A 21,299-nucleotide genomic window follows, 5' to 3' on the forward strand; every position below is an offset into this window, starting at 1 on the left:
CGCCAACCACGAAACCCACGAGACAGCACGCAAGCCACGTTTGTATCCACGCTGTCTTTTTCCGTGTCCTTCCGTGTGTTTCCGTGGCTAAAAATGGTTTCCTGGATTTCGTGGCGATACCGTTGTTAGATATGGACGCCGTCCAGCTCGGCCATCAGTTTCTGCATTTCTGCGCCGCCGGCCATCATGTCCAGCACCTCCTCCTTGCTGACCGCGTCCTTGGCGTAAGTGCCGAGCGAGCGGCCGCGGTTGAGCAGGGTGAAGCGGTCGCCTATCGGGTAAGCGTGGTTGACGTTGTGGGTGATGAAGATCACCGAGATGCCCTTGTCGCGCGCCTTGGAAATCAGCTTGAGCACATTGACGCTCTGCTTGACGCCCAGCGCGGCGGTGGGCTCGTCCAGGATCAGCACCCGCGCGCCGAAGTAAATGGCGCGAGCGATGGCCAGGCATTGCTTCTCGCCGCCGGACAGGGTGCCTATCGCCTGATGCGGGTCGCGGATGTGGATGCCCATTTCCGCCAGCTTGTCGTGCGCCACCTCGCCGGCCAGTTCCAGATCCAGCACCGGCAGCAGACCCAGCCATTTCTTCATCGGCTCGCGGCCCAGGAAGAAATTGCGCGCCACCGACATCAGCGGCACCAGGGCCAGGTCCTGGTAAACGGTGGCGATGCCCTGGTCCAGCGCCTGGCGCGGCGAGTCGAAGCGCACCGGCTGTCCGTCCACCCGGTATTCGCCGCCGCTGGGCCGGTGCACCCCGGCCAGGGTCTTGATCAGCGTGGACTTGCCGGCGCCGTTGTCGCCCAGCAGACAATGCACCTCGCCGCGGCGCAGTTGCAGATCCACCTTCTGCAAGGCGATCACCGAACCGAAGGTCTTGCTGACCTGATCCAGCTCCAGGATGTAGTCGTCACACGGTTTCATCTTCGACTCCTTGCGGCCCGCGGCCAGGATTGTTCGGCGCAGCGGCCGCGGCAAGGCGCGCCGACGCGGACAGTACATCGAGTACGGCAAGGAGGCGCAACGCGGCCGCAGGGATTTTGCCGGTCGTGACCATCATTTGGCCTCCGTCACGCGGCGTCGGACATAGTGATTGAACAACACCGCCATCAGCAGCATCAGGCCGAGGAAGACGCGGAACCAGTCCGAGTTGATATTGGTGTAGGTGATGCCGATCTGCACCACGCCGAAGATCAGCGCGCCAAAGCAGGCGCCCACCACCGAGCCGTAGCCGCCGGTGAGCAGACAGCCGCCTATCACCGCGGCGATGATGGCCTCGAACTCCTTTTGCAGGCCGCGGTCCGCGGCGGCGGAGCCCACATCGCACACTTGCAGCACCGCGAACAGGCAGGCGCAGAAGGCGGTGAACATGAACAGGCCTATCTTCACCTGCTTGACCGGCACCCCCACGTTCTTGGCGGCGTTGGCGTCGCCGCCGGCGGCGAAGATCCAGTTGCCGATCCGGGTGCGCGCCAGCACGAAGGCCGCGATCGCCGCCAGCGCCAGCCACCACAGCAGCACCTTGGGCACACCGGCCGCCGCCGCGCCGCCGTCCGGCAAGGAAGCGATGGCGCCGATGCCGGCCAGCCAGTGGAACAGGCCGGCGCCGACATGGCCGACGAACAGCCATTGCGCCAGCGGGTCCGCCGCCGCCAGATCGCCGACGCCGCTGACGATGGTGCGGTTGGCGAACAGAATGGACAGCGCCAGCGTCAGGCCGCGCAGGATGAACAGAAAAGCCAGGGTGACGATGAAGGACGGCAACCGGGTCTTGAGCACCAGATAGCCGTTGAGCCAGCCCACCGCCAGCGAACCGGCGAAGGCGAACAGGACGGCCAGCCAGAACGGCCAGCCGAAGTACAGCGGCGGGATCGCCACCATCATGCCGGCGAAGCCTATCATCGAGCCCAGGCTCAGATCGAACTCGCCGGCTATCATCAGCAGGCAGGCGCCGATGGCGATGATGCCGAGATAGGCCGCCACCTGCGACCAGTTGACGATGCCGTCCACGGCGAACATGCCGGAACCGCCGGCGCCGACGCCGAACACCGCGAACACCAGCGCCGCGCCGGCCACGGCGGCGAATTCCGGCCGTCCCATCAGCCGGTCGAACAGCGACAGCCGCCGCACTCTTTCATCGTCGCCGGGCGGCGCCATGCGGATGCCCGCGGCCTTGCCCGGGCTGGCCTTGCTCATGCTCATAGCTATGCTCCTCGCCCCGCAGCCGTCGCGGCGCCGGGCGTCAGATCCATCGGGAAACGGCGGTCAGCGGAACTGCCCGGCGTACTTCTCCACCTTGGCGATATTGTCCTTGGTGACGAAGCCGGGGCCGGAGTTGATGTGGCGGCCCTTGTAGAGGGGGACCAGCCCGTACTCCTTCAGCCGGGCCTGGAATTTGGGATTGGCCTTGAGCGCCGCTTCCACCTTGGCCGGGTCCGCGGTCTTGTCGCGTTTCATGATGGCCAAGGCCGCCACCGGGATATAGCCCTGCAGATAGGGTTGCTGGTCGATGGCGAACTTGATGGTGCCGTCCTTGATCGCCTTGGAAATGTCCTCGGACAGATCGAAGGTGGCGAAGTAGAGCTTGCCGGCCAGGCCCATCTTCTTCACCGCCTTGATCGCCGGGCTGGCCGAGGTCGGCCCCAGCGTCAGCAGCGCCTGGGTGCCGGGATTGTTGCGCAGATAGGCGCTGACCTTGCTTTCGATGCCGGTGGGGTCGTCGCCGGCGTCCAGCGTGGATTTGCGCACATCGGCGCCGATGGCGTCGGCGAAGCCCTTGCAGCGCTCGAAGGAGGCCGGATTGGTGGCGTAGTGGTTGACGCAGAGAAAGGTCTTGATCCCGGCGGCCTTGGCCTGCTTGCCGGAATCGAAGCCGGCGTCGTATTCCGGCTGGCCTACGTGCAGCAAGGCGCCCAGGCTTTCGCTTTGCTTGACGGTGCCGGAATTGATGGTGACCAGCGGAATCTTCTTGGCCACCACCTGGCCCAGCGGCCGCTTCAGCACATCGTAATCGGCGATGCTGGCGATCACGCCGTCGTAATTGCGCGCCGCCGCCTGTTCGATCAAGCGCGCCATGTCGGCCAGGTCGCCATTGGGCGGATTGCGGTAATCCACCTGCACGTTGAAATCCTCGCCGGCCTGCTTGATCGCGTTCTTGATGGTGTTCCACCAGGCGTCGGAATCCGGCGCGTGGCTGACCAGCACAAAACGGGCGTCGGCCGCCAAGGCCGGCTGGGCCAGCGCGCAGAGCGCCAGCGCCGCCGCGGGCAGTGCCCGCCTCCACTTACACTTCCAGGATCGCTGCTGCATCTCTCTCCTCCTTCTTCTCCGCCGGCCCATCGTGGGGCCCGCTATGGTGTCGGCCGCGGCCGCTGTCTGGCGTCGGGCGTGAAATCACCTTAAGAGCTTTCGCTCTATTCTGCAAATAATTTTCCAAATATGTTTTTCAATAGAAAATTATTTTCGAACACAAGGACAAAACGTATACTGGTCAAAACCTTAGGAAAGCCCGCCCATGGCCAACACCGTCCCCGCCGAGGAATTGATGCAGCGCATCGCCGCCGAATACGACACGCTGAGCAAGCAGCTGAAAGTGATTGCCGGCTACGTGGAGCAGCACCGGGGCACGCTGATGCTGCAACGCATTACCGACATCGCCCAGGCTTGCGAGGTGCAGCCTTCGGCCATCGTCCGCTTCGCCCAGCGCTTCGGCTTTGCCGGCTTTTCCGATATGCAGGCCGTGTTCCGTGACGCATTTACGCCACAGGGCGCGCCGCAGCCCAATTACCGCCAGCGCATCCAGAGCCTGATCGCCAGCCGCGACGAGCAGCGCTCCGCCGCCGGCATGACCCGGGACTTCATCTCCGCCTGCCAGCAAGGCCTGCAAGAGCTGGACGCCGCGCTGGACGAGGCGCAGCTGGAGGCGGCGGTGGAACTGCTGCTGAACGCCGACAACATCTACGTGACCGGGGTGCGGCGCATGTTTCCCATCGCCTCCTACATCGCCTACGCCTTGCAGCACACCGCCAAGAAAGTGCATCTGCTGTCCGGCCTGGGCGGCATGTTTCCGCAGCAAATCCGCAGCATTGGCGAACAAGACGTGCTGATCGCCATCAGCTTCCAGCCCTACGGCAAGGAAAGCCGCTATTGCGCGCGGGTGGCGGCGCAGCACAAGGCCCGGCAATTGGTGATCACCGACAGCCAGCTCAGCCCGCTGGCGCGCGGGGCCGACGCGGTATTGACGGTCAGGGAAGGCTCGGCCTTCTCCTTCCGTTCGCTGACCAGCACCATCTGCCTGTGCCAGGCGCTGTTCATCGCGCTGGCCTGCCGGCTGGAGCTGAACATAGAAGAAACCAAGGAGACTGGAGGATATGATGATTGACGCAGCGCTGTTCGGAGCCGGCCGCATCGGCAAGATCCACGCCGCCAACCTAGCCCGCCTGCCGGGCATGCGGCTCAAATACGTGGTGGACAGTCACGCGCCGGCGGCGCGGGAGCTGGCCGCCGCCCACGGCGCAGAGGCCTGCGCCGCGGAACAAGCGCTGGACGATCCCGCGGTGCGCGCCGTCATCATCGCCGCCAGCACCGACACCCACGCCGAGCTGATCCTGGCCGCCGCCGCGCGCGGCAAGGCCATCTTCTGCGAAAAACCGGTGGACCTGGAGCTGGAGCGCGCGCGCCAGTGCGCCCAGGCGGTGGCCGCGGCCGGCGTGCCCTGCCTGATCGGCTTCCAGCGCCGCTACGACCCCACCTTCGCCGCGCTCAAGGCCAGGCTGGCCGCCGGCGAGATCGGCGCGCCGGAAATGCTGATCGTCACCAGCCGCGACCCCGGCGCGCCGCCGCTGGACTATATCCGCCGCTCCGGCGGCATCTTCAAGGACATGCTGATCCACGACTTCGACATCTGCCGCTGGATTCTGGACGACGAAGTCCTCAGCGTGCACGCCAGCGCCAGCGCGCTGAGCGACCCGACCATCGCCGCCGCCGGCGACGCCGACAGCGCGGCGGTGACGCTGCGCACCCGCCAGGGCCGGCTGTGCCAGATCAACACCAGCCGCCGCGCCGCCTACGGCTATGACCAGCGCTTCGAAGTGCTGGGCAGCCGCGGCATGCTGCAGGCCGGCAACCACCGGCCCACCGAGGTGATCGCCTACGGCGAGCGCGCCGTGGCCGCCGACTTGCCGGAGCCCTTCTTCCTGGAGCGCTACCGCCAGGCCTACGCCGCCGAGATGGCGCACTACCTGGAGGTGATCCGCGACGGCGCCGCGCCGCGCACCACGGTGGCAGACGGCGTGCGCGCGCTGGAACTGGCCGACGCCGCCACCCGCTCCTGGCGCTCGGGTCAGGTCGTCGAATTGGATCAGGTCTAAGAGCCTGTTCACAATCTCGCGAGCAAGAGCGAGACAAGGCGTTGCGGCTGAGAAAGCGGAATGTACAAATGGTACATCAGCATTTCGAAGCGGTTTTCAACGCGGTATCGCCGCAGCGCAGCAGATCGTGAACAGGTTCCAACTCAACAGGGAGGCTTGTCATGTCTACATTAAACCTCGGCGTCGCCGGCCTGGGCCGGCTGGGCCGCCGCCACGCGCTCAATCTGCGCGAGCGCATCGTCGGCGCGCGCGTGATCGCCGTCTGCTCGCCGCTGCCGGAAGAACTGGACTGGGCGCGCCGGGAACTGCCCGACGCCGCCGGCCACGCCGCGCTGGACGAACTGCTGGCCGAACCGGGGCTGGACGCGGTCTTGCTGGCCACCCCCACCGCGCTGCACGCCGAGCAGATCATCGCCTGCCTGGACGCGGGCAAACACGTGTTCTGCGAAAAGCCTCTGGCGCTGAATCTGGAGGACTGCCTGCGAGTGGAGCGCGCCGCCGCCCGCCACCCGGAGCTCAAGGCCATGGTGGGTTTCGTGCGCCGCTTCGACCCCAGCTACCAGGACGCCGCCGCCAAGCTGGCGCAGGGCCTGGTGGGCCGGCCCTATCTGGTGCGCTCGCAAACCTGCGATCTCAACGACGACAGCGGCTTCTTCGTGCAATTCGCCCCCGCCAGCGGCGGCATCTTCATGGATTGCAGCATCCACGACATCGATCTGGCGCGCTGGCTGCTGGGCGCGCCGCGTCCGTTGCGGGTATGGGCCAGCGGCGTCAACGCGGTGCACGGCGCGCTGGCGCAATACGGCGACGTGGACAACGGCGTGGCGATGTGCGAGTTCGAGGACGGCAAGCTGGCCTGCTTCTACGCCTCGCGCACTCAGGCCCACGGCCACGAGACGCTGACCGAGATTTTCGCCACCCAGGGCCGGCTGAGCGTGGGCGCCAACCCGCGCGCCAACCGGGTGGAGATCAGCGACCGCCACGGCGTGCGCAATGAATGCGTGACGGATTTCTATCAGCGCTTCGCCGAAGCCTTCACGCTGGAGCTGCAGCACTTCGTCGACGCCGCGCGCCTGGACCTGCCGCTGGCCTTGAGCCTGGCCGACGCCCGCGAAGCCACCCGCATCGGCCTGGCCATCGCGGAGGCCTTGAGGACCCGGCAGGCGGTGGAGTTGTAGAACCTGTTTACGATCTGCTGCGCGTCGGCGATACGGCGTTGAAAACCGCTTGCCTCGCGGTCGCCGCAAGAGCGTGAGCACCTTCAAAACTACCGCGCCGGGGGGCTTGCCGCCGGCGCGGCGATACCCTATCGTCCTACTCCTTTTCACCAAAACAAAACCATGACGATGACGATGGACTGGCCGGGTTTCATCACGCCGACATCCGCGCATCCGATCATGGCGTCGCGCCAACGCCCATTGCGAACCACCCTATATAAGGAGAAGCCATGTCATTCGCTTGCAAACCCCTGCTCGCCGCCGTCGCGCTGGCCATCGGTCTGGCCGCGTCCGCCCAGGCCGCGGACAAAATCGTCATCGCCCACCGCGGCGCCAGCGGCTACCTGCCGGAACACACGCTGCCGTCCAAGGCGCTGGCCTACGCCCAGGGCGCCGACTATCTGGAGCAGGACCTGGTGATGACCAAGGACGACAGGCTGGTCGTGCTGCACGACCATTACCTGGACCGCGTCACCGACGTGGCCGAACGCTTTCCCGAGCGCGCGCGCAAGGACGGACGCTATTACGCGATCGACTTCACCCTGGCCGAAATCAAATCGCTGCGCTTCACCGAAGGCTTCGACATCGACAAGGGCGTCAAGCGTCAGAGCTATCCCGGCCGCTTCCCCATGGGCAAGTCCGATTTCCGCATCCACACTTTTGAAGAGGAAATCGAGTTCATCCAGGGCCTGAACCACTCCACCGGCCGCAATATCGGCATCTATCCGGAGATCAAGGCGCCGTGGTTCCATCGCCAGGAAGGCAAGGACATCACGGTGAAGGCGCTGGAAGTGCTCAAGCGCTACGGCTACACCGGCAAGAACGACAAGGTCTACCTGCAGTGCTTCGACTTCAACGAACTGAAACGCATCAAGACCGAGCTGATGCCCAAGGCCGGCATGGACCTCAAGCTGGTGCAGCTGATCGCTTACACCGACTGGCAGGAAACTTTCGAACAGAACGCCGCCGGTCAGTGGGTGAACTACAACTACGACTGGATGTTCCGTCCGGAAGGCATGAAGGAAATCGCCAAGTACGCCGACGGCATCGGCCCGCAATACCCGATGCTGATAGACAAGGCCTCCGCCCCGGGCAAGATCAAGCTCACCGGCATGGGCCGCGCCGCGCACGCCAACGGCCTAGTGATCCACCCCTACACCCTGCGCAAGGACGCGCTGCCGGCCTACGCCAAGAATATGGACCAACTGCTGGACGCGGTGTACAACCGCGCCCAGGTGGACGGCGCCTTCAGCGACTTCCCGGACCTGGCGGTCGACTTCCTGCGCCGCCAGAAACAGCACCGCTAAGAGCCGCTAACAAAACCCCTGATCCTGCGTTGCGCCTCCTTGTCGTACTACTCGTACTGCCTGCGTCGGCGCGCCTTGGCTCAGGTTCTCTGCGAGCTTTTGTTAGCGGCCCTAAACGCGTGTTCCGAAGCCAGCGGCCGCCGGCTGTCAACGCCAGAGCCGGGCCGGCCCAAAGCCAGCCTGGGCTCTGCCTGCCGCATGCACGCGCTCACCGAAATAAGCCTCAAGTTTCCGCGGGCCCGGCCGAAAATATGGCCATACTGAGGTAAGGCAGCCCTCGGTGTCCTTGCGCCCGCTGCGCAAGCCCCCAACAACACAGCAGATTCAGACCAGGTCGACCAACACCAACAGCGCCTTGGGCATGAAGGCGTCGCGCCGCTTCCGGCCGTCGATCGCAACCGCCCTTTCCGCTTAGGAGCGCACTATGTCCGTCAATTCCGTGAACAACCCGTCCGTCGGCAGTCAGCTCAGCGCCAGCGTCCAGCAGAGCCAGACCAGCAGCAGCAGCCAGAACGTCAGCAGCACCGTCACCGCGCGCAATCAATTGAACGCGCGGCTGGTGGCCAATCTGGACGTTTCCACCAACGCCGACGGCAAATCGCTGTCCCTGCTCTACCGCACCGCCATCGACAGCATCAACCAGATCCTGGCCGATCAGCTGAACGGCGGCGGCGACGCCCAGGCCGCGTCCGACGGCCAGAGCGCCCAGGGCGCGCAGCAAACGCCCAACATCCTGCAACAGAAGATGAGCGAGGACAATTCGCCGGAAGGCACGTCCCAGCGCATCCTGTCCGGCGCGCTCAGCTTCTTCAGCACCTACGCCAAGCAACATCCGGAACTGAGCCAGGAAGAGCAGGCCAAGAACTTTGTCGACATCGTGCGCGGCGGCTTCGAGAAAGGCTATGCCGAGGCCGTGGACGTCCTCAACGGCCTCAAGGTGTTCAACGGCAATATCGCCGACGAGATCAAGAAAACCCGCGATCTGGTCAACAAGGGCTTTGACGACTTCGTCGCCAGCATGAAGCCCAAGACCCAGAGCGACGCCGCCGCGGCAACAAGCTGACGGTTAAAACTGAATGCAGCGTTAAATTAAAAATAAAGTTTTCCCCGACCATGCCGAAAATAGGTCATGGCCGGGGAAGCGAAACAGATCCGCACCGCGTTTCCGACCGAACGCCGCCAGCCAGACCGGCGGCATGCTCGCAAGGAGACCGTCATGCCCATCCTGCCCATTACCCTGACCCATGCCGGCCGCGCCGCCGGACACCAGCTCTCGCAACAAGAGCATGGCGGCAAACACGGCCGCCAGCGCGAGCCCGCCGCCGCCGCGGCCAAGCCCGGCGCCGACAGCCGCTTTTCCGCCGACAAGCAATTCCTGGATTTATTTCACCACGCGGTGATGGACCCGCTCAGCTGCGCGCTGGATCTGCCGCTGATGGGCAAGGACCTGCTGAGCGGCCTGGGCCTGGAACACAATCCCGGCTACGCGGCGGAACGGATCGTCCGCGACTTCTACCAGCTGTACGCCCTCTACCGGCAGCAACACCCCAAGCAATCGCCGATGCAGCAGCTGTTCATCTTCCTGGCCGTCGCGCGGCAGAGCCTGGACTGCGGCTTCAATGAAACCCACCAGGTGCTGGAAAACATGAATATGCTGCACCTCGCCTACCACGATCTGGTCTCGGCCAAGGAGCAAGTGACGGTGGCGCTGATCAACTTCGGCCAGCCGCCGGTCTAGGCAACGATTCCGGCTCTAGCGCGGAACGCGCTTCAGGCGCCTGTCCCTCTCTCCCTGCCCTCCCTAAGCGCGGCCGAGCGCCGCGTTCTTGCCCCATATCAATTTTGATTCATCTAGAAATATGCTCATTCGTATTTTTTAGTAAATTATAATTTTGTTATTTACATTGAGCTGGATATGGAATTACTGATAGGCACGATAGTCACGCTGCTGGTGGGCCGGGCTATCTTCAAAGGCTACTCCGCCACCGGCGTGCTGATGCTGGGCGGTCTGGCACTGTTGATCGCCACCGCCTTGCAAGGCATGCCGGTGCTGCCCAAAAACGTGGCCGCCACCGGCCACGCCGCCACGGACATCGCCGAGTTCGTCAAATCCCTGCTCAGCAGCCGCGCCGCGGACCTGGGCCTGATGGTGATGGCGCTGTGCGGCTTCGCCGGCTACATGACCCATATCGGCGCCAACGACATGGTGGTCAAGCTGGCCTCCAAGCCGCTCAGCCGCATCAAGTCGCCGTACGTGCTGATGGTGGCGGCCTACTTCGTCGCCTGCCTGCTGTCGCTGGCGGTGTCGTCCGCCACCGGCCTGGGCGTGTTGCTGATGGCCACCTTGTTCCCGCTGATGGTGAACATGGGCATCAGCCGCGGCGCGGCGGCGGCCATCTGCGCGTCGCCGGCGGCGCTGATCCTGTCGCCCACCTCCGGCGACGTGGTGATCGCCGCCCAGGCCTCGGGCATGCCCTTGATCGATTTCGCCTTCAAGACCACGCTGCCCATCTCGCTGCTGGCCATCGCCGGCATAGGCTGCGCCCACTTCTTCTGGCAACGCTATCTGGACCGCAAGGAAAACCTGCCGCTGACGCGCCAGGACGTGCACGAGATCGTCACCGACGCGCCGGCGCTGTACTGCCTGCTGCCGTTCACGCCCATTGCCGGCGTGCTGGTGTTCAACGGCAAGCTGGCGCCGGAGCTGCACATCGTCACCGTGCTGATCCTGTGCATCGCGCTGGCCGCGCTGGTGGAATTCCTGCGCCATCGCCGCGCCGCGCCGGTGTTCGCCGGCCTGGAAGTGGCTTACAAGGGCATGGGCGACGCCTTCAGCAGCGTGGTGATGCTGATCGTGGCCGCCGGCGTGTTCGCCCACGGCCTGTCCGCGCTGGGCTTCATCAATCAGTTGATCGGCCTGGCGCAGTCCTTCGGCTCCGGCGCCATGGTCTTGATGCTGGTGTTGGTGGCGATCACCACGCTGGCGGCGCTGACCACCGGCTCCGGCAACGCGCCCTTCTACGCCTTCGTGGAACTGATCCCCAAACTGGCGGCCGAAGCCGGCATCAACCCGGCCTTCCTCGCCATCCCCATGCTGCAGGCGTCCAATCTGGGCCGCACCGTGTCGCCGGTGTCCGGCGTGGTGGTGGCCTGCGCCGGCATGGGTCAGGTGTCGCCGTTCGAGATCGTCAAGCGCACCTCGGTGCCGGTGATCGTCGGCCTGGTGATTGTGGTGCTGGGCACGCTGGCGCTGGTGCCGGCCTGAGAACCCGTTCAATGTCTGCTGCGCGTCGGCAGGATGGATATAAGAAGCGCGTTGAAAACAGCTCCGAAATGCTCATGTACCGTATGTACATTCCGCTTCCTTAGCCGCAACGCCTTGTCTCGCCCTAGCTCGCGAGACTTTGAACAGGCTCTGAGAACCCGTTTCCGATCTGCTGCGCTTCAGCAATAAGGCGTTAGAAGCGCCGCCAAACCCGGTTCCCGCCGAAGAGAAAACGGCCGCCTGAGGGCGGCCGCTTCTCATTGCGCAAGAGAAAGCTTATTGCTGGGCCGGGGTGTTCTCGGCGAAGTATTCGTGGTTGTCGGCGTTGTTCAAGGCCTGGGTCGGATTGGTCTTCGCCAGGTTCTTGGCGCCCGCCTGGCCATAAACGTGGTCGTCGGTGCCCGCCACCACGGTGAAGTGGGACAACTCATGCACCAGGGTGCCGCCCTTGGAGTCGGTGCCGCTGGTCGGCGCGTTCCAGAAGGCGCCGCACAGATAGATCTTGTACGGCTGCGCAGGATAGACGTAGGCGTAAGTGCCGGCCTGGGTGCAACCGCAATCGATGCTGATCGGCTTGGTGTCCAGCGCGTCCTTGATGCTGACGTAATGGGACTTGGCGGTGTTCCAGTTGGCCAGCGCGTACTTGCCGAACCACGTGGTGTAGCGCGGGGTGCCGGACGGAGAACCGGACAGATAGCTGACCGAATCGTTGGCCATATTGATGGCCGCGCTGACGCCGCCGTTGGTCTGGCTTTGCTGGGTCACCGAGCAATTGGCCGCGTAAGTGACGCTGGACGCGGCCGCCTTGCGGCTGAGGATGGACCATTCGCGTTGCGCGTCCAGCGACTGCTTCAACAGCTTGCTGCTGCGGCCGGCCACCGACACGCTGGCGGTATTGGAGCTCAGCACCTCGTCGGCGGCGACGGCGGCGTCCACGCCGGAGGCGATCTTGGCGTTCAGCTGCGGCGCGGCGCGGTTCAGCACGCGGGAGCTGGCCGCCTGGAAGCGCACGTCGAAACGGCCGCTTTTCGACATATCGTAGTAGTCGGACACCTTGACCTTGACGCTCAGCGAAGCGCCCGGCGCCAGCGCCACGGTATCCTTGATGGTGGGCACCGCCCGCTTGTAGCGCGGCCCCAGATAGCTGACCGGCTTGCCGTCGCGGCTGACCTCGAAAATCTGTTCCTGCAAATCCTGCCCCGGCACGTACCACTTGTAGATATGCAAAGTTTCCTTGCCGGTATTGCGGTAATTCAACACCACCTCGACGTCCTGATCCGCCGCCACCGCGGCCTGCTGCTTGGCCACGCTCACTTGCAGATCATGCGCCTGGGCGAAGCCGCCCCCCAAAGCCATCACGAACAAGGCAATCGGCAACACTTTTTTCATTGATCTTCTCCTGGCGGAAACACCGGCCCCTCTGCCGCGCTTGTGGCCCGACAGCGCGTTGCCAGCCCTTCCAACCCCTTTGTCATCACGTGTTTATTAAAATGGATCGCAAACATATTTCGAATGCGAAAGTCATTAATTACATGACGAAGACATGATTTCAATCAAGAAAAGCGGCCTTGCCGACACGAAATCGGCGGCTGTCTGATTTTTGGCACGCTTCATAAAACAGCCTGTTCTAGGTTAAAGTAGCGGGTTGCCCTGCTTGGTGAGACCGATCCAGGCAGGCGACATGCCGGCAGGCCCGCGCCGCGCCCGGCTCCGCATCTCAACCTTCGACTGTTTATCGAATGGCGAACACAATGAATCAGACTCCTGAAAAGGCTCTGGTCGTCCTTTCCGGCGGCCAGGACTCCACCACCTGCCTGTATTGGGCCTTGCAGACCTTCGGCCGCGACAATGTCGAAGCCGTCACCTTCGACTACGGCCAGCGCCACCGCGTGGAGCTGGACTGCGCGCGCAAGATCGCCGCGCTCGCCGGCGTGCGCCAGACCGTGCTGCCCATCGACACCTTCGCCGCCATCGGCGGCAACGCGCTGACCGACGCCGACATCGCGCCGGAAGACGGCGCCCGCGACGACGACGCGCTGCCCAACACCTTCGTGCCCGGCCGCAACCTGATCTTCCTGACCTTCGCCGCCGCGCTGGCCTATACCCGCGGCGCGCGCCACCTGGTCGCCGGCGTCGCCCAGACCGACTATTCCGGCTATCCCGATTGCCGCGAAAACACCCTCAAGGCGCTGGAAGTGGCGCTGCGGCTGGGCATGGACAGCCGAGTGGAGCTGCACGCGCCGCTGATGTATCTGTCCAAGGCGGAAACCGTGGCTTTGGCGCAACAAGTCGGCGCGATGGACGCATTATCCTGGAGCCACACCTGTTATAACGGACAGGTGCCGCCCTGCGGCCATTGCGCGTCTTGCGAGTTGCGCGCCAAGGGTTTCGCCGAAGCCGGCGTGCCCGACCCGCTGATCGTCCGCTGCCAAACCCGCCAGGAGGACTGAGATGCACACCTCCAGCCTGATCGCCGGCGCCTGCTTCGAAGCCGCCCGGCAGGTGAGCGGCGCGTCCGACCTCACCGCGCGCCCGCATGGCCACAGCTTTCGCGTCATCGCCCGCGCCGACGCCCAATACCCGGCCCACGAGCGGCTGCAGGCGGCGCTGGACGCCGCCGTCGCGCCGCTGGACTACGCCGATCTGAACCGCCAACTGAGCCAATGCGACGATCTGGCGCTGGCCGCCCACCTCGCCGCCGCCCTGCCCTGCCCGGCGGCGCTGAGCCTGCAAAGCTCGCCGCAGCGCGGCGTGACGCTGGACGGCGACCTCGCGCTCAACTGGATACAGGTTCAGTTCGAGGCCGCCCATCAACTGCCCCATGTGCCGGCTGGCCATAAATGCGGCCGTCTGCACGGCCACGGTTTCGGCGTGCGTCTCGCCGCCGACGCCAGGCTCAGCGGCCATCCGCGGCTGGAGGCCGCCTGGCGGCCCTTGTTCCAGGAACTCAATCACCGCTACCTCAACGACATCGCCGGCCTGGACAACCCCACCAGCGAGGTGCTGGCGCAATGGCTGCATCAGCGGCTGGCCGACACGCTGCCGGGCCTGGCCTGGGTGGAGGTGCGCGAAACCCATAGCGCCGGCAGCCAGTTCGACGGCCGGCGCTTCCGCATCTGGAAGGAACAGCGCTTTGAAAGCGCCCGGCCCTTCAACGACCAGGGCGCCTACACCGGCCACAGCTATCTGGTCCGGCTGATGCTCAGCGGCGAGCTGGACCAGGCCATGGGCTGGCTGCTGGACTTCGGCGACGTCAAGGACCGCTTCAAGCCCATCTACCGCCAGCTGGACCACAATCCGCTGGACCGGCTCAGCGGCGTACGCGGCGGCGACAGCGCCTCGGTGGCGGAGTGGGTGCACGCCCATCTGTCGCCGCTGGTGCCGGAACTGGCGCGCATCGATCTGATGGAGCAGGAGCTGCGCGGCGTGTCGCTGATGTTCCGCGACGATATGCGCTGGCCCCTGCTGTAAGAACCTGTTTACGATCTGCCGCGCGTCGGCGGGATGGATAGAAATGGGCGTTGAAACCAAGCTCAGTGCTCATGTACCACGTGTACATTCCGCTTTTTCGCTCGTTTTCGCCTTGTCTCGCCTTAGCTCGCAAGATCGTAAACACGTTCTATGCCTGTCCCTTCATTACATTTAGAGAACGCGCTGTGACGACTTACACGGTCAAGGAAATCTTCTACACGCTGCAAGGCGAAGGCCGGCAGGCCGGCCGCGCCGCGGTGTTCTGCCGCTTCTCCGGCTGCAATCTATGGTCCGGCCGCGAGGAGGACCGCGCCAAGGCGGTCTGCCAATTCTGCGACACCGACTTCGTCGGCGTCGGCCCGGACGGCGGCAAATTCAAGAGCGCGGCGGCGCTGGCCGAGCGCATCGCCGCGGAATGGCCGGCCGGCGCCGGCGGCGCGCCCTATGTGGTGTGCACCGGCGGCGAGCCCTTGCTGCAACTGGACGCCGAGCTGATCGCCGAACTGCACCGGCTCGGCTTCGAGGTGGCGGTGGAAACCAACGGCACCGTGGCCGCGCCGCCGGGGCTGGACTGGATCTGCGTCAGCCCCAAGGCCGGCGCGGAACTGCTGCTGCAAAGCGGCGACGAACTGAAGCTGGTCTATCCGCAGGCGACGCAGACGCCGGAAAGCGTCGAACAGCTGGACTTCGACACCTTCTATCTGCAACCGATGGACGGCCCGAACCTCGCCGCCAACACCCGCGCCGCCATCGCCTACTGCATGGCCCATCCGCGCTGGCGGCTGTCGGTGCAGACACATAAAGTTACCAATATCCGCTGAACTTGCCGGGCCCTTCGGGGCCCAATCCTTATCCGCCTCCCTCGCCCCTTCGCTCCCCCCGCAAAAAAAATCGCGTTCCGCCGTAATGGAACCGCCTTGACGCCGACTTACCGGCAAGAAGGGCGGCCAGGCGGCGCGGTGAATCAAAAAATCGCATCTACAGTGTAAGAAGCCGGCAAGGCCCCCGACTCAATCCATGTCCGACCCGGTGAAAGCAAGGGCGGGAAACGCGGGCTCGTTTATAATCCGCACCATCAAGTTTCGGCCACAGGCCGTTAAACAGGAGAACCACCATGAGTACCAGCAAAACCCTGATCGCATCCGCTCTCGGCGCCGTCGTCGCCATCGGCGCGCTGGCATCCGCTCCGGCGGCCGCCGCCGACAAGGAAAAGTGCTACGGCATCGCCCAGGCAGGCAAGAACGACTGCGCGTCCGCCACCGGCGCCCACTCCTGCGCCGGCCAGGCCAAGACGGACAAGGACCCGGGCGACTGGAAATACGTGGCCAAGGGCAGCTGCGAGAAAATGGGCGGCAGCACCGCTCCCAAGAAGTAAGCCGGACCCGGCCGGAGCGCGGCCCTTGTCGCGCACCGGCCGGAATCTGAACGAAATCTGAAAGAACGAATTTCAAATCCATGTAGTCTCAGCGAGGTTTGCCAAACGCCGGTCTTGGAGTCCGCTCACAAACCGGCCCGCACCCACCTCACAGGAGACTGACATGAACACCGCTCGCAAACTGCTCGCTTCCGCCGTCGGCGCCGTCATCGCGCTGGGCGTCGCCGCCTCGGCTCAGGCCGAAGATCCGCCTCAGCCCAAGGAAAAATGCTACGGCGTCACCCCGGCCGGCAAGAACGACTGCGCGTCCGCCGACGGCGCCCACTACTGCGCCGGCGAAGCCAAGGTGGACAACGATCCCAACGAGTGGCACAACGTGCCCAAGGGCACATGCGAGGGCCTGGGCGGCCGCACCACGCCGCCGCCGAAGCAATCCTAATCGCGCCGCCGGGCCCGCCCGGACGGGCGACCCGAGGTGAATGATGATGGAAACCAAGCTTCCCGCGGTGTGCGGCGTCGGCCTGCGCGCCCCGCATTACCGCGAAGCGCTGGACAGCCGCCCGGACCTGGGCTGGGTGGAAGTGCACAGCGAGAACTTCTTCGACGGCGGCATGCCCTGGAGCATGCTGCGCGAAGTGGCCGCCTGTTGGCCGCTGTCGCTGCACGGCGTCGGCCTGGGCCTGGGCTCGGCCGCGCGCCCGGACCCGGCCCATCTGGCCTCGCTCAAGCGGCTGGTGGACGCCGTACAGCCGGCCGCAGTGTCGGAACACCTGTCCTTCAACCACTCCGAACGCCGCTTCGTCAACGATCTGCTGCCCATTCCCTATACCCGCGAATCGCTGGCGGTGATCGCCGGCCACGTCGCGGAAACCCAGGACGCGCTGGGCCGAGTCATTCTGCTGGAAAACCTGTCCAGCTATCTGGAGTTCCCCGGCAACGAGATGCACGAGGGCGAATTCCTGGCCGAACTGGTGCGCCGCACCGGCTGCGGCATCCTGCTGGACATCAATAATCTCTACGTCAACCGCGTCAATCTGGGCGTGGACACCGACGCGGTGCTGGACGCGCTGCCGCCGGAGGCGATAGGCGAGATCCACCTGGCCGGCTACAGCGAACGCGAGGGCATGCTGGTGGACACCCACAGCCAGCCGGTGCACGACGGCGTCTGGCAGCTGTACCGCGAAGCCATCGCCCGGCTGGGCCCGCGGCCCACCTTGATCGAATGGGATCTGGAGATTCCGCCGCTGGCCACCTTGCGCGGCGAGGCCGCCAAGGCCCAGGCCATCCTGGAGGCCGCGTATGAACGGGTTTGATTGGCAGGCAGAACTGCTGGAACAGATCGCCGATCCGGCGCGCGCGGCGGAAGCGGCGCTGGCGCTGAACCCGGCCGGCCTCGCGGTCTACCGCAACAATTACCGGGTGGGGCTGATCGACACCCTGGCCTTCATCTACCCGGTCTGCCGCCAACTGGTGGGCGAGGACTTCTTCACCGGCCTGGCCCGCGTCTTCATCGGCGGCCACCCGTCGCTCAGCGGCAATCTGCACCTGTACGGCGCCGGTTTCGGCGACTTCATCGCCGGCTTCGAACACGCGCGCGAACTACCCTATCTGGCGGACGTCGCGCGGCTGGAATGGCGGGTCCACCGCGCCTACTACGCCGCCGACGCCGCGCCGGCCGACAGCGCCGCGCTGGCCGCCTTCCCGCAGCAACGCTGGGGCGAACTCAGGCTGCGGCCGCTGCCCGACGTCGCCGCCCTGCTCAGCCCCTGGCCGGCGGCGTCGATCTGGCTGGCCCATCAACGCCAACCGGTGGAGCTGGACGTGGATCTGCACCGACAGCCGGAGGCGACGCTGGTCTACCGCCTCCAGGGCCGGGTTCAGGTCGACATCGTCGGGCCCGGCCTGGCCGCGCTGCTGCAAGCCTTCCGCGACGGCGCGACGCTGGAAGCCGCGGTGGAACAGGCGCTGGCCGCCGAAGCGGACTTCGACCTGCAGGCCGGCCTGCTGCGGCTGTTCCAGCAGCGCCTGATTCAAGACGTCACGCTGTAAACACGCTTAAACCCTGAGTGCGGAATCTCATCCAAGCTTGCGGGCATGGAGGGGGAACGCACGCCCGCGGTTTGCCATCCGCCGCCGCTGAACCATACTCAACACACAGGAGACACCCGCCATGAACCCCTTGACCTGCTCCCGCCTCAACGCGCCTTACCGCTGGCTGATCCGCGGCGGCGATCTGCTGCAACCGCTGCTCTTGCTGCTGTTCCGGCTGTGGATCGCCAATGTGTTCTTCAAATCCGGCCTGACCAAGATAGACGACTGGGACACCACCATCCTGTTGTTCACCGAGGAATACCACGTGCCGCTGCTGCCGCCCGCCATCGCCGCGGCCTTGGCCACGGCCGGCGAACTGGGGTTATCCGCGCTGCTGGCGCTGGGCCTGGGCGCGCGCTTCGCCGCCGCCGGCCTGTTCATCCTCAACGCGGTGGCGGTGATCAGCTATCCGGGGCTGACCGAGGCCACCCGCGAATTCCATTACTACTGGGGCATGCTGATCGCCGCCGTGTTCGCCTTCGGCCCCGGCCTGCTGTCCCTGGACGCGCCGCTGCGGCGCTGGAGCCGGTGCCATGCGGCGCGGGACTGAACCGGCGGCCGGCGCGGCGTGGCATAATGCCCGTTCCGACACGCATTGACCCGCCACGCCATGAGCCTCGCCTACACCCTGGTGATCCAAGCCGACGCGCTGGACCCGCATCATCTGCATGAACTGGCCCACCTCGCCGAGGCCACCCATATGGACCATCCCAGTCCAAACGTGGCGCGCCTGCGCGGCGCGGCGCCGGCGCAACGGACCGCGGCGCTGGCCTTGTGCGAGCAATGGGGCTACGACGGCGCCTATGTCGAAGCCGGCCGCAGCTTCGCCGACTTCGGCCTGCTGGTGTCGGATATGGACTCCACGCTGATCACCATCGAATGCATAGACGAAATCGCCGACATGAACGGCCTCAAGCCTCAGGTGGCGGCCATCACCGAGCGCTCGATGCATGGCGAACTGGACTTCGCCGCCTCGCTGACGGAGCGGGTGGCGCTGCTGCGCGGGCTGCCGGAAAGCGCGCTGGAACAGGTCTATCGTGAAAGAGTCAGGCTGATGCCGGGCGCCGAGGCCTTGCTGGCCGCCTGCAAGCGCCACGGCGTCAAATTCATGCTGGTGTCCGGCGGCTTCACCTTCTTCACCGACAGACTGAAAGCCGAGCTGGGCCTGGACTTCGCCTTCGCCAATCAGTTGGAAGTGGAAAACGGCGTCTTGACCGGCCGGGTGCGCGGCCCCATCGTCGACGCCGCCGCCAAGAAGCGCTTGCTGATCCAGCAGCGCGAGGCGCTGGGACTGAAACCGGAACAGGTGCTGGCGATGGGCGACGGCGCCAACGACTTGCAGATGCTGGCCGAAGCCGGCGTCGGCATCGCCGTGCACGCCAAGCCGGTGGTGCGCGCCCAGGCCGACATCGCCGTCAACCACGGCGGCCTGGACCGCATCCTGAACCTGTATCACTGAACGGCCACGCCGCGGGAGCCGACCGATGAGCTTATTTCCCGAACTGGGCAGCGCCAGTTTCGACGCCGAACTGCCGTTCTCGGTCCAGCCCTTGCCGGGCGGGATCTGCCCGGCGCGCCAGGAACGCGAAACCCGACTGGCGCTGCGGGTGCTGGCCGCGCCCACCGAAACCCTGCCCGAGGCCGATCCGATGCTGGTCAGGCTGGAGGCCAAGCTGGACCTGGCGCTGGAAGTGTCGCTGCTGTCCCGCCACCCGGAGCGCCCGCCGCTGACGCCGTGCCGGCTGGGCCTGGACAGCATCGCCTGGATCTCCGAGCACGCCAACCACGGCAGCGAGCCGGTGCTGGTGGCGCTATGCCCCAATCCCGATTCCGCGCTGCTGCTCTTCCTCGCCGCCCGCATCAACACGGTGACGCCGGGCGAAAACGGCAATTACCTGATCCGCGCCGACATCGCCGGCGCCTTCGACGAAACCACTCGCCTGCTGTGGGAGAAATGGGTGTTCCGCCGCCATCGCAAGGCGATACTGGAACGCTAAGAGCGTGTTCACGATCTCGCGAGACAAGGCGAGACAAGGCGAAAACGGCTGAGAAAGCGGAATGTACACACGGTACATGAGCATTTCGAAGCGGGCACTCATCGCACAATGTCTCTACCGACGCGCAGCAGATCGTAAACAGGTTCTTAGCCCTCGCGCGGAAAGGCGATCAAATGATCCAGCTCCAGCCGGATGCCTATCGCCTCCCCCACCGCGTGGTCGTGATGACTGGGCACCTGGGCCAGCACCCGCTGGCCGGAAGGCAGCGCCAGCGTGTAATGGAACTCCGCGCCGCGGAACACCTTGGCGCAGACCAAGGCCCGCGTCGGACTGGCGTCGTCGTGCTGCACATCGTCGGGCCGCACCAGCACGTCCACCTCGTCCCCGGTCTCGAACTGCAAGGGCACGATGCCGCAGAACTCGCCTATCTCCAACGCCACGCAACGCGGCCCGGTCACCTTGCCGGCCAGGAACACGCCCTGGCCGATGAAGTCGGCGACGTAGCGGGTGGCCGGCTCGTGGTACAGCCGGTACGGCGTGTCCCACTGCAATAGCCGGCCCTGCTGCATCACTCCGACGCGGTCGGCGATGGCGAAGGCCTCGTGCTGATCATGGGTCACCATGATGGCGGTGGCGCCCTGGCTTTTCAGTATGTCGCGCACCTCGCGCGACAAGCGCTCGCGCAGGTCCACGTCCAGATTGGAAAAGGGCTCGTCCAGCAGCAGCAGGCTGGGCCTCGGCGCCAGAGCCCGCGCCAGCGCCACCCGCTGCTGCTGGCCGCCGGACAGCTCGTGCGGGTAACGCCGCGCCCACTCCGCCAGGCCCACCACCTCCAGCACCTCCAGCACCCGCGCCGCGCGCTGGGCCTTGGGCAAGGCGTCCAGACCGAAGCCGACGTTGCCGGCCACGGTCAGATGCGGGAACAAGGCGTAGTCCTGAAACACCATGCCAATGCGGCGTTGATGCGCCGGCACCTGCTCGCGGATGGAGCTGATCACCTGGCCGTTGAGGCGGATCTCGCCGCCCAGCAGGCCCTCGAAACCGGCAATGCAGCGCAGTACCGTGGTTTTGCCGCAGCCGGAACTGCCCAACAGGCAGGCGATTTCGCCCGCCCGCAATTCGAAACTCATATTGTCGACCACGCGGGTCTCGCCGTACTTCTGGCTGACCAGATCGAACTCCAGCAACGCTTGCATATCCATACGCTTCAT

General features: G+C 65.5%; 23 protein-coding genes and 1 pseudogene. 18 read left to right on the forward strand and 6 right to left on the reverse strand.

Translation table 11 applies throughout. The features are described 5' to 3' along the window. Positions 1-125 precede the first annotated feature (125 nt). From DB032_RS14280 to DB032_RS14290, 4 genes are all read right to left on the reverse strand, one after another. Positions 126-920 carry an ATP-binding cassette domain-containing protein gene (locus DB032_RS14280; protein ID WP_107800070.1) on the reverse strand — a complete coding sequence of 265 codons (795 nt, stop codon included), beginning with the start codon at positions 918-920 and terminating at the stop codon, positions 126-128. Next, on the reverse strand, positions 907-1,056 hold the full coding sequence (locus tag DB032_RS24175; RefSeq protein WP_158274310.1) for a hypothetical protein: 150 nt from the start codon (positions 1,054-1,056) through the stop codon (positions 907-909). Before DB032_RS24175 ends, DB032_RS14280 begins: the two co-directional genes overlap by 14 nt. Further along, positions 1,053-2,198: an ABC transporter permease gene (locus DB032_RS14285; RefSeq protein WP_082150805.1), complete on the reverse strand. Its 1,146-nt coding sequence runs from the start codon at positions 2,196-2,198 to the stop codon at positions 1,053-1,055. Before DB032_RS14285 ends, DB032_RS24175 begins: the two co-directional genes overlap by 4 nt. A gap of 63 nt (positions 2,199-2,261) precedes the next feature. Beyond that, positions 2,262-3,305, reverse strand: a complete 1,044-nt coding sequence (locus DB032_RS14290) for a sugar ABC transporter substrate-binding protein (protein WP_107800071.1) — start codon at positions 3,303-3,305, stop codon at positions 2,262-2,264. Positions 3,306-3,510: 205 nt separating this feature from the next. On the opposite strand from DB032_RS14290, the gene DB032_RS14295 reads away from it, so the two are divergent. From DB032_RS14295 to dcuC, 7 genes are all read left to right on the forward strand, one after another. Next, a complete protein-coding gene (locus DB032_RS14295) occupies positions 3,511-4,377 on the forward strand; it encodes a MurR/RpiR family transcriptional regulator (protein ID WP_107800072.1) in 867 nt (288 codons plus the stop codon). Beyond that, positions 4,367-5,365, forward strand: a complete 999-nt coding sequence (gene iolG, locus DB032_RS14300) for an inositol 2-dehydrogenase (protein ID WP_199225907.1) — start codon at positions 4,367-4,369, stop codon at positions 5,363-5,365. The genes DB032_RS14295 and iolG overlap by 11 nt, the downstream gene beginning before the upstream one ends. Positions 5,366-5,526: 161 nt before the next feature. Further along, complete coding sequence (locus tag DB032_RS14305) at positions 5,527-6,543, forward strand: Gfo/Idh/MocA family oxidoreductase (protein WP_107800073.1); 1,017 nt, start codon at positions 5,527-5,529, stop codon at positions 6,541-6,543. Positions 6,544-6,812: 269 nt separating this feature from the next. After that, positions 6,813-7,889: a glycerophosphodiester phosphodiesterase gene (gene glpQ, locus DB032_RS14310; RefSeq protein ID WP_107800074.1), complete on the forward strand. Its 1,077-nt coding sequence runs from the start codon at positions 6,813-6,815 to the stop codon at positions 7,887-7,889. Between the two features lie 424 nt (positions 7,890-8,313). Next, positions 8,314-8,952 (forward strand): DUF5610 domain-containing protein, encoded by a 639-nt coding sequence (locus DB032_RS14315; RefSeq protein ID WP_107800075.1) that lies wholly within the window; start codon positions 8,314-8,316, stop codon positions 8,950-8,952. Between the two features lie 153 nt (positions 8,953-9,105). Next, positions 9,106-9,627 (forward strand): DUF5610 domain-containing protein, encoded by a 522-nt coding sequence (locus DB032_RS14320; protein WP_107800076.1) that lies wholly within the window; start codon positions 9,106-9,108, stop codon positions 9,625-9,627. 177 nt (positions 9,628-9,804) lie between these two features. After that, positions 9,805-11,154 (forward strand): anaerobic C4-dicarboxylate transporter DcuC, encoded by a 1,350-nt coding sequence (dcuC, locus tag DB032_RS14325; RefSeq protein ID WP_107800077.1) that lies wholly within the window; start codon positions 9,805-9,807, stop codon positions 11,152-11,154. 276 nt (positions 11,155-11,430) lie between these two features. Here dcuC and DB032_RS14330 read toward each other — a convergent pair whose 3' ends face one another. Further along, positions 11,431-12,543, reverse strand: a complete 1,113-nt coding sequence (locus tag DB032_RS14330) for a M35 family metallo-endopeptidase (RefSeq protein WP_107800078.1) — start codon at positions 12,541-12,543, stop codon at positions 11,431-11,433. 362 nt (positions 12,544-12,905) lie between these two features. Here DB032_RS14330 and queC point away from each other — a divergent pair, with 362 nt between their 5' ends. The 11 genes and pseudogenes from queC (at position 12,906) to DB032_RS14380 (ending at position 20,088) form a co-directional block, all read left to right on the forward strand. After that, positions 12,906-13,604: a 7-cyano-7-deazaguanine synthase QueC gene (gene queC / locus DB032_RS14335; RefSeq protein WP_107800079.1), complete on the forward strand. Its 699-nt coding sequence runs from the start codon at positions 12,906-12,908 to the stop codon at positions 13,602-13,604. Between the two features lie 334 nt (positions 13,605-13,938). Beyond that, positions 13,939-14,193, forward strand: a pseudogene (locus DB032_RS24820) (6-pyruvoyl tetrahydropterin synthase family protein); the annotation flags it as partial. After that, positions 14,182-14,625 carry a 6-pyruvoyl tetrahydropterin synthase family protein gene (locus DB032_RS24825; protein WP_370445217.1) on the forward strand — a complete coding sequence of 148 codons (444 nt, stop codon included), beginning with the start codon at positions 14,182-14,184 and terminating at the stop codon, positions 14,623-14,625. The pseudogene DB032_RS24820 and the gene DB032_RS24825, both read left to right, overlap by 12 nt. A gap of 185 nt (positions 14,626-14,810) precedes the next feature. Further along, positions 14,811-15,446: a 7-carboxy-7-deazaguanine synthase gene (queE, locus tag DB032_RS14345; RefSeq protein WP_233246717.1), complete on the forward strand. Its 636-nt coding sequence runs from the start codon at positions 14,811-14,813 to the stop codon at positions 15,444-15,446. Positions 15,447-15,739: 293 nt separating this feature from the next. Next, on the forward strand, positions 15,740-16,000 hold the full coding sequence (locus DB032_RS14350; RefSeq protein ID WP_107800082.1) for a DUF2282 domain-containing protein: 261 nt from the start codon (positions 15,740-15,742) through the stop codon (positions 15,998-16,000). A 163-nt stretch (positions 16,001-16,163) separates the two neighbouring features. Continuing rightward, complete coding sequence (locus DB032_RS14355; RefSeq protein ID WP_107800083.1) at positions 16,164-16,439, forward strand: DUF2282 domain-containing protein; 276 nt, start codon at positions 16,164-16,166, stop codon at positions 16,437-16,439. 46 nt (positions 16,440-16,485) lie between these two features. Then, positions 16,486-17,313, forward strand: coding sequence for a DUF692 domain-containing protein (locus DB032_RS14360; RefSeq protein ID WP_233246718.1), 828 nt, complete (start codon positions 16,486-16,488; stop codon positions 17,311-17,313). Then, on the forward strand, positions 17,300-18,049 hold the full coding sequence (locus DB032_RS14365) for a DNA-binding domain-containing protein (protein ID WP_107800084.1): 750 nt from the start codon (positions 17,300-17,302) through the stop codon (positions 18,047-18,049). The genes DB032_RS14360 and DB032_RS14365 overlap by 14 nt, the downstream gene beginning before the upstream one ends. Before the next feature lie 121 nt (positions 18,050-18,170). Further along, complete coding sequence (locus tag DB032_RS14370) at positions 18,171-18,641, forward strand: DoxX family membrane protein (RefSeq protein WP_107800085.1); 471 nt, start codon at positions 18,171-18,173, stop codon at positions 18,639-18,641. 60 nt (positions 18,642-18,701) lie between these two features. Further along, the gene (gene serB / locus DB032_RS14375) at positions 18,702-19,550 is read left to right on the forward strand and encodes a phosphoserine phosphatase SerB (protein WP_107801900.1); all 849 of its coding nucleotides are present in this window, start codon (positions 18,702-18,704) and stop codon (positions 19,548-19,550) included. Between the two features lie 25 nt (positions 19,551-19,575). Beyond that, positions 19,576-20,088, forward strand: coding sequence for a hypothetical protein (locus DB032_RS14380; RefSeq protein ID WP_107800086.1), 513 nt, complete (start codon positions 19,576-19,578; stop codon positions 20,086-20,088). Between the two features lie 146 nt (positions 20,089-20,234). Here DB032_RS14380 and DB032_RS14385 read toward each other — a convergent pair whose 3' ends face one another. Next, positions 20,235-21,299 carry an ABC transporter ATP-binding protein gene (locus tag DB032_RS14385; protein ID WP_227104266.1) on the reverse strand — a complete coding sequence of 355 codons (1,065 nt, stop codon included), beginning with the start codon at positions 21,297-21,299 and terminating at the stop codon, positions 20,235-20,237.

This window comes from Chromobacterium sp. Panama, assembly GCF_003052555.1.
Classification (GTDB): Bacteria; Pseudomonadota; Gammaproteobacteria; order Burkholderiales; family Chromobacteriaceae; genus Chromobacterium.

What these genes read in the sequence shown, in the direction of transcription:
- DB032_RS14290 (WP_107800071.1), bottom strand. Translation starts at nt 3,305, where the DNA reads ATGCAGCAGCGATCCTGGAAGTGTAAGTGGAGGCGGGCACTGCCCGCG.
- DB032_RS14315 (WP_107800075.1), top strand. Translation starts at nt 8,314, where the DNA reads ATGTCCGTCAATTCCGTGAACAACCCGTCCGTCGGCAGTCAGCTCAGC.
- glpQ (WP_107800074.1), top strand. Translation starts at nt 6,813, where the DNA reads ATGTCATTCGCTTGCAAACCCCTGCTCGCCGCCGTCGCGCTGGCCATC.
- DB032_RS14295 (WP_107800072.1), top strand. Translation starts at nt 3,511, where the DNA reads ATGGCCAACACCGTCCCCGCCGAGGAATTGATGCAGCGCATCGCCGCC.
- DB032_RS14365 (WP_107800084.1), top strand. Translation starts at nt 17,300, where the DNA reads ATGAACGGGTTTGATTGGCAGGCAGAACTGCTGGAACAGATCGCCGAT.
- DB032_RS14380 (WP_107800086.1), top strand. Translation starts at nt 19,576, where the DNA reads ATGAGCTTATTTCCCGAACTGGGCAGCGCCAGTTTCGACGCCGAACTG.
- serB (WP_107801900.1), top strand. Translation starts at nt 18,702, where the DNA reads ATGAGCCTCGCCTACACCCTGGTGATCCAAGCCGACGCGCTGGACCCG.
- DB032_RS14385 (WP_227104266.1), bottom strand. Translation starts at nt 21,299, where the DNA reads ATGAAGCGTATGGATATGCAAGCGTTGCTGGAGTTCGATCTGGTCAGC.
- DB032_RS14355 (WP_107800083.1), top strand. Translation starts at nt 16,164, where the DNA reads ATGAACACCGCTCGCAAACTGCTCGCTTCCGCCGTCGGCGCCGTCATC.
- DB032_RS14285 (WP_082150805.1), bottom strand. Translation starts at nt 2,198, where the DNA reads ATGAGCATGAGCAAGGCCAGCCCGGGCAAGGCCGCGGGCATCCGCATG.
- DB032_RS14360 (WP_233246718.1), top strand. Translation starts at nt 16,486, where the DNA reads ATGGAAACCAAGCTTCCCGCGGTGTGCGGCGTCGGCCTGCGCGCCCCG.
- iolG (WP_199225907.1), top strand. Translation starts at nt 4,367, where the DNA reads ATGATGATTGACGCAGCGCTGTTCGGAGCCGGCCGCATCGGCAAGATC.
- queC (WP_107800079.1), top strand. Translation starts at nt 12,906, where the DNA reads ATGAATCAGACTCCTGAAAAGGCTCTGGTCGTCCTTTCCGGCGGCCAG.
- DB032_RS14330 (WP_107800078.1), bottom strand. Translation starts at nt 12,543, where the DNA reads ATGAAAAAAGTGTTGCCGATTGCCTTGTTCGTGATGGCTTTGGGGGGC.
- DB032_RS14370 (WP_107800085.1), top strand. Translation starts at nt 18,171, where the DNA reads ATGAACCCCTTGACCTGCTCCCGCCTCAACGCGCCTTACCGCTGGCTG.
- DB032_RS14320 (WP_107800076.1), top strand. Translation starts at nt 9,106, where the DNA reads ATGCCCATCCTGCCCATTACCCTGACCCATGCCGGCCGCGCCGCCGGA.
- dcuC (WP_107800077.1), top strand. Translation starts at nt 9,805, where the DNA reads ATGGAATTACTGATAGGCACGATAGTCACGCTGCTGGTGGGCCGGGCT.
- DB032_RS14350 (WP_107800082.1), top strand. Translation starts at nt 15,740, where the DNA reads ATGAGTACCAGCAAAACCCTGATCGCATCCGCTCTCGGCGCCGTCGTC.
- DB032_RS14280 (WP_107800070.1), bottom strand. Translation starts at nt 920, where the DNA reads ATGAAACCGTGTGACGACTACATCCTGGAGCTGGATCAGGTCAGCAAG.
- DB032_RS14305 (WP_107800073.1), top strand. Translation starts at nt 5,527, where the DNA reads ATGTCTACATTAAACCTCGGCGTCGCCGGCCTGGGCCGGCTGGGCCGC.
- DB032_RS24175 (WP_158274310.1), bottom strand. Translation starts at nt 1,056, where the DNA reads ATGATGGTCACGACCGGCAAAATCCCTGCGGCCGCGTTGCGCCTCCTT.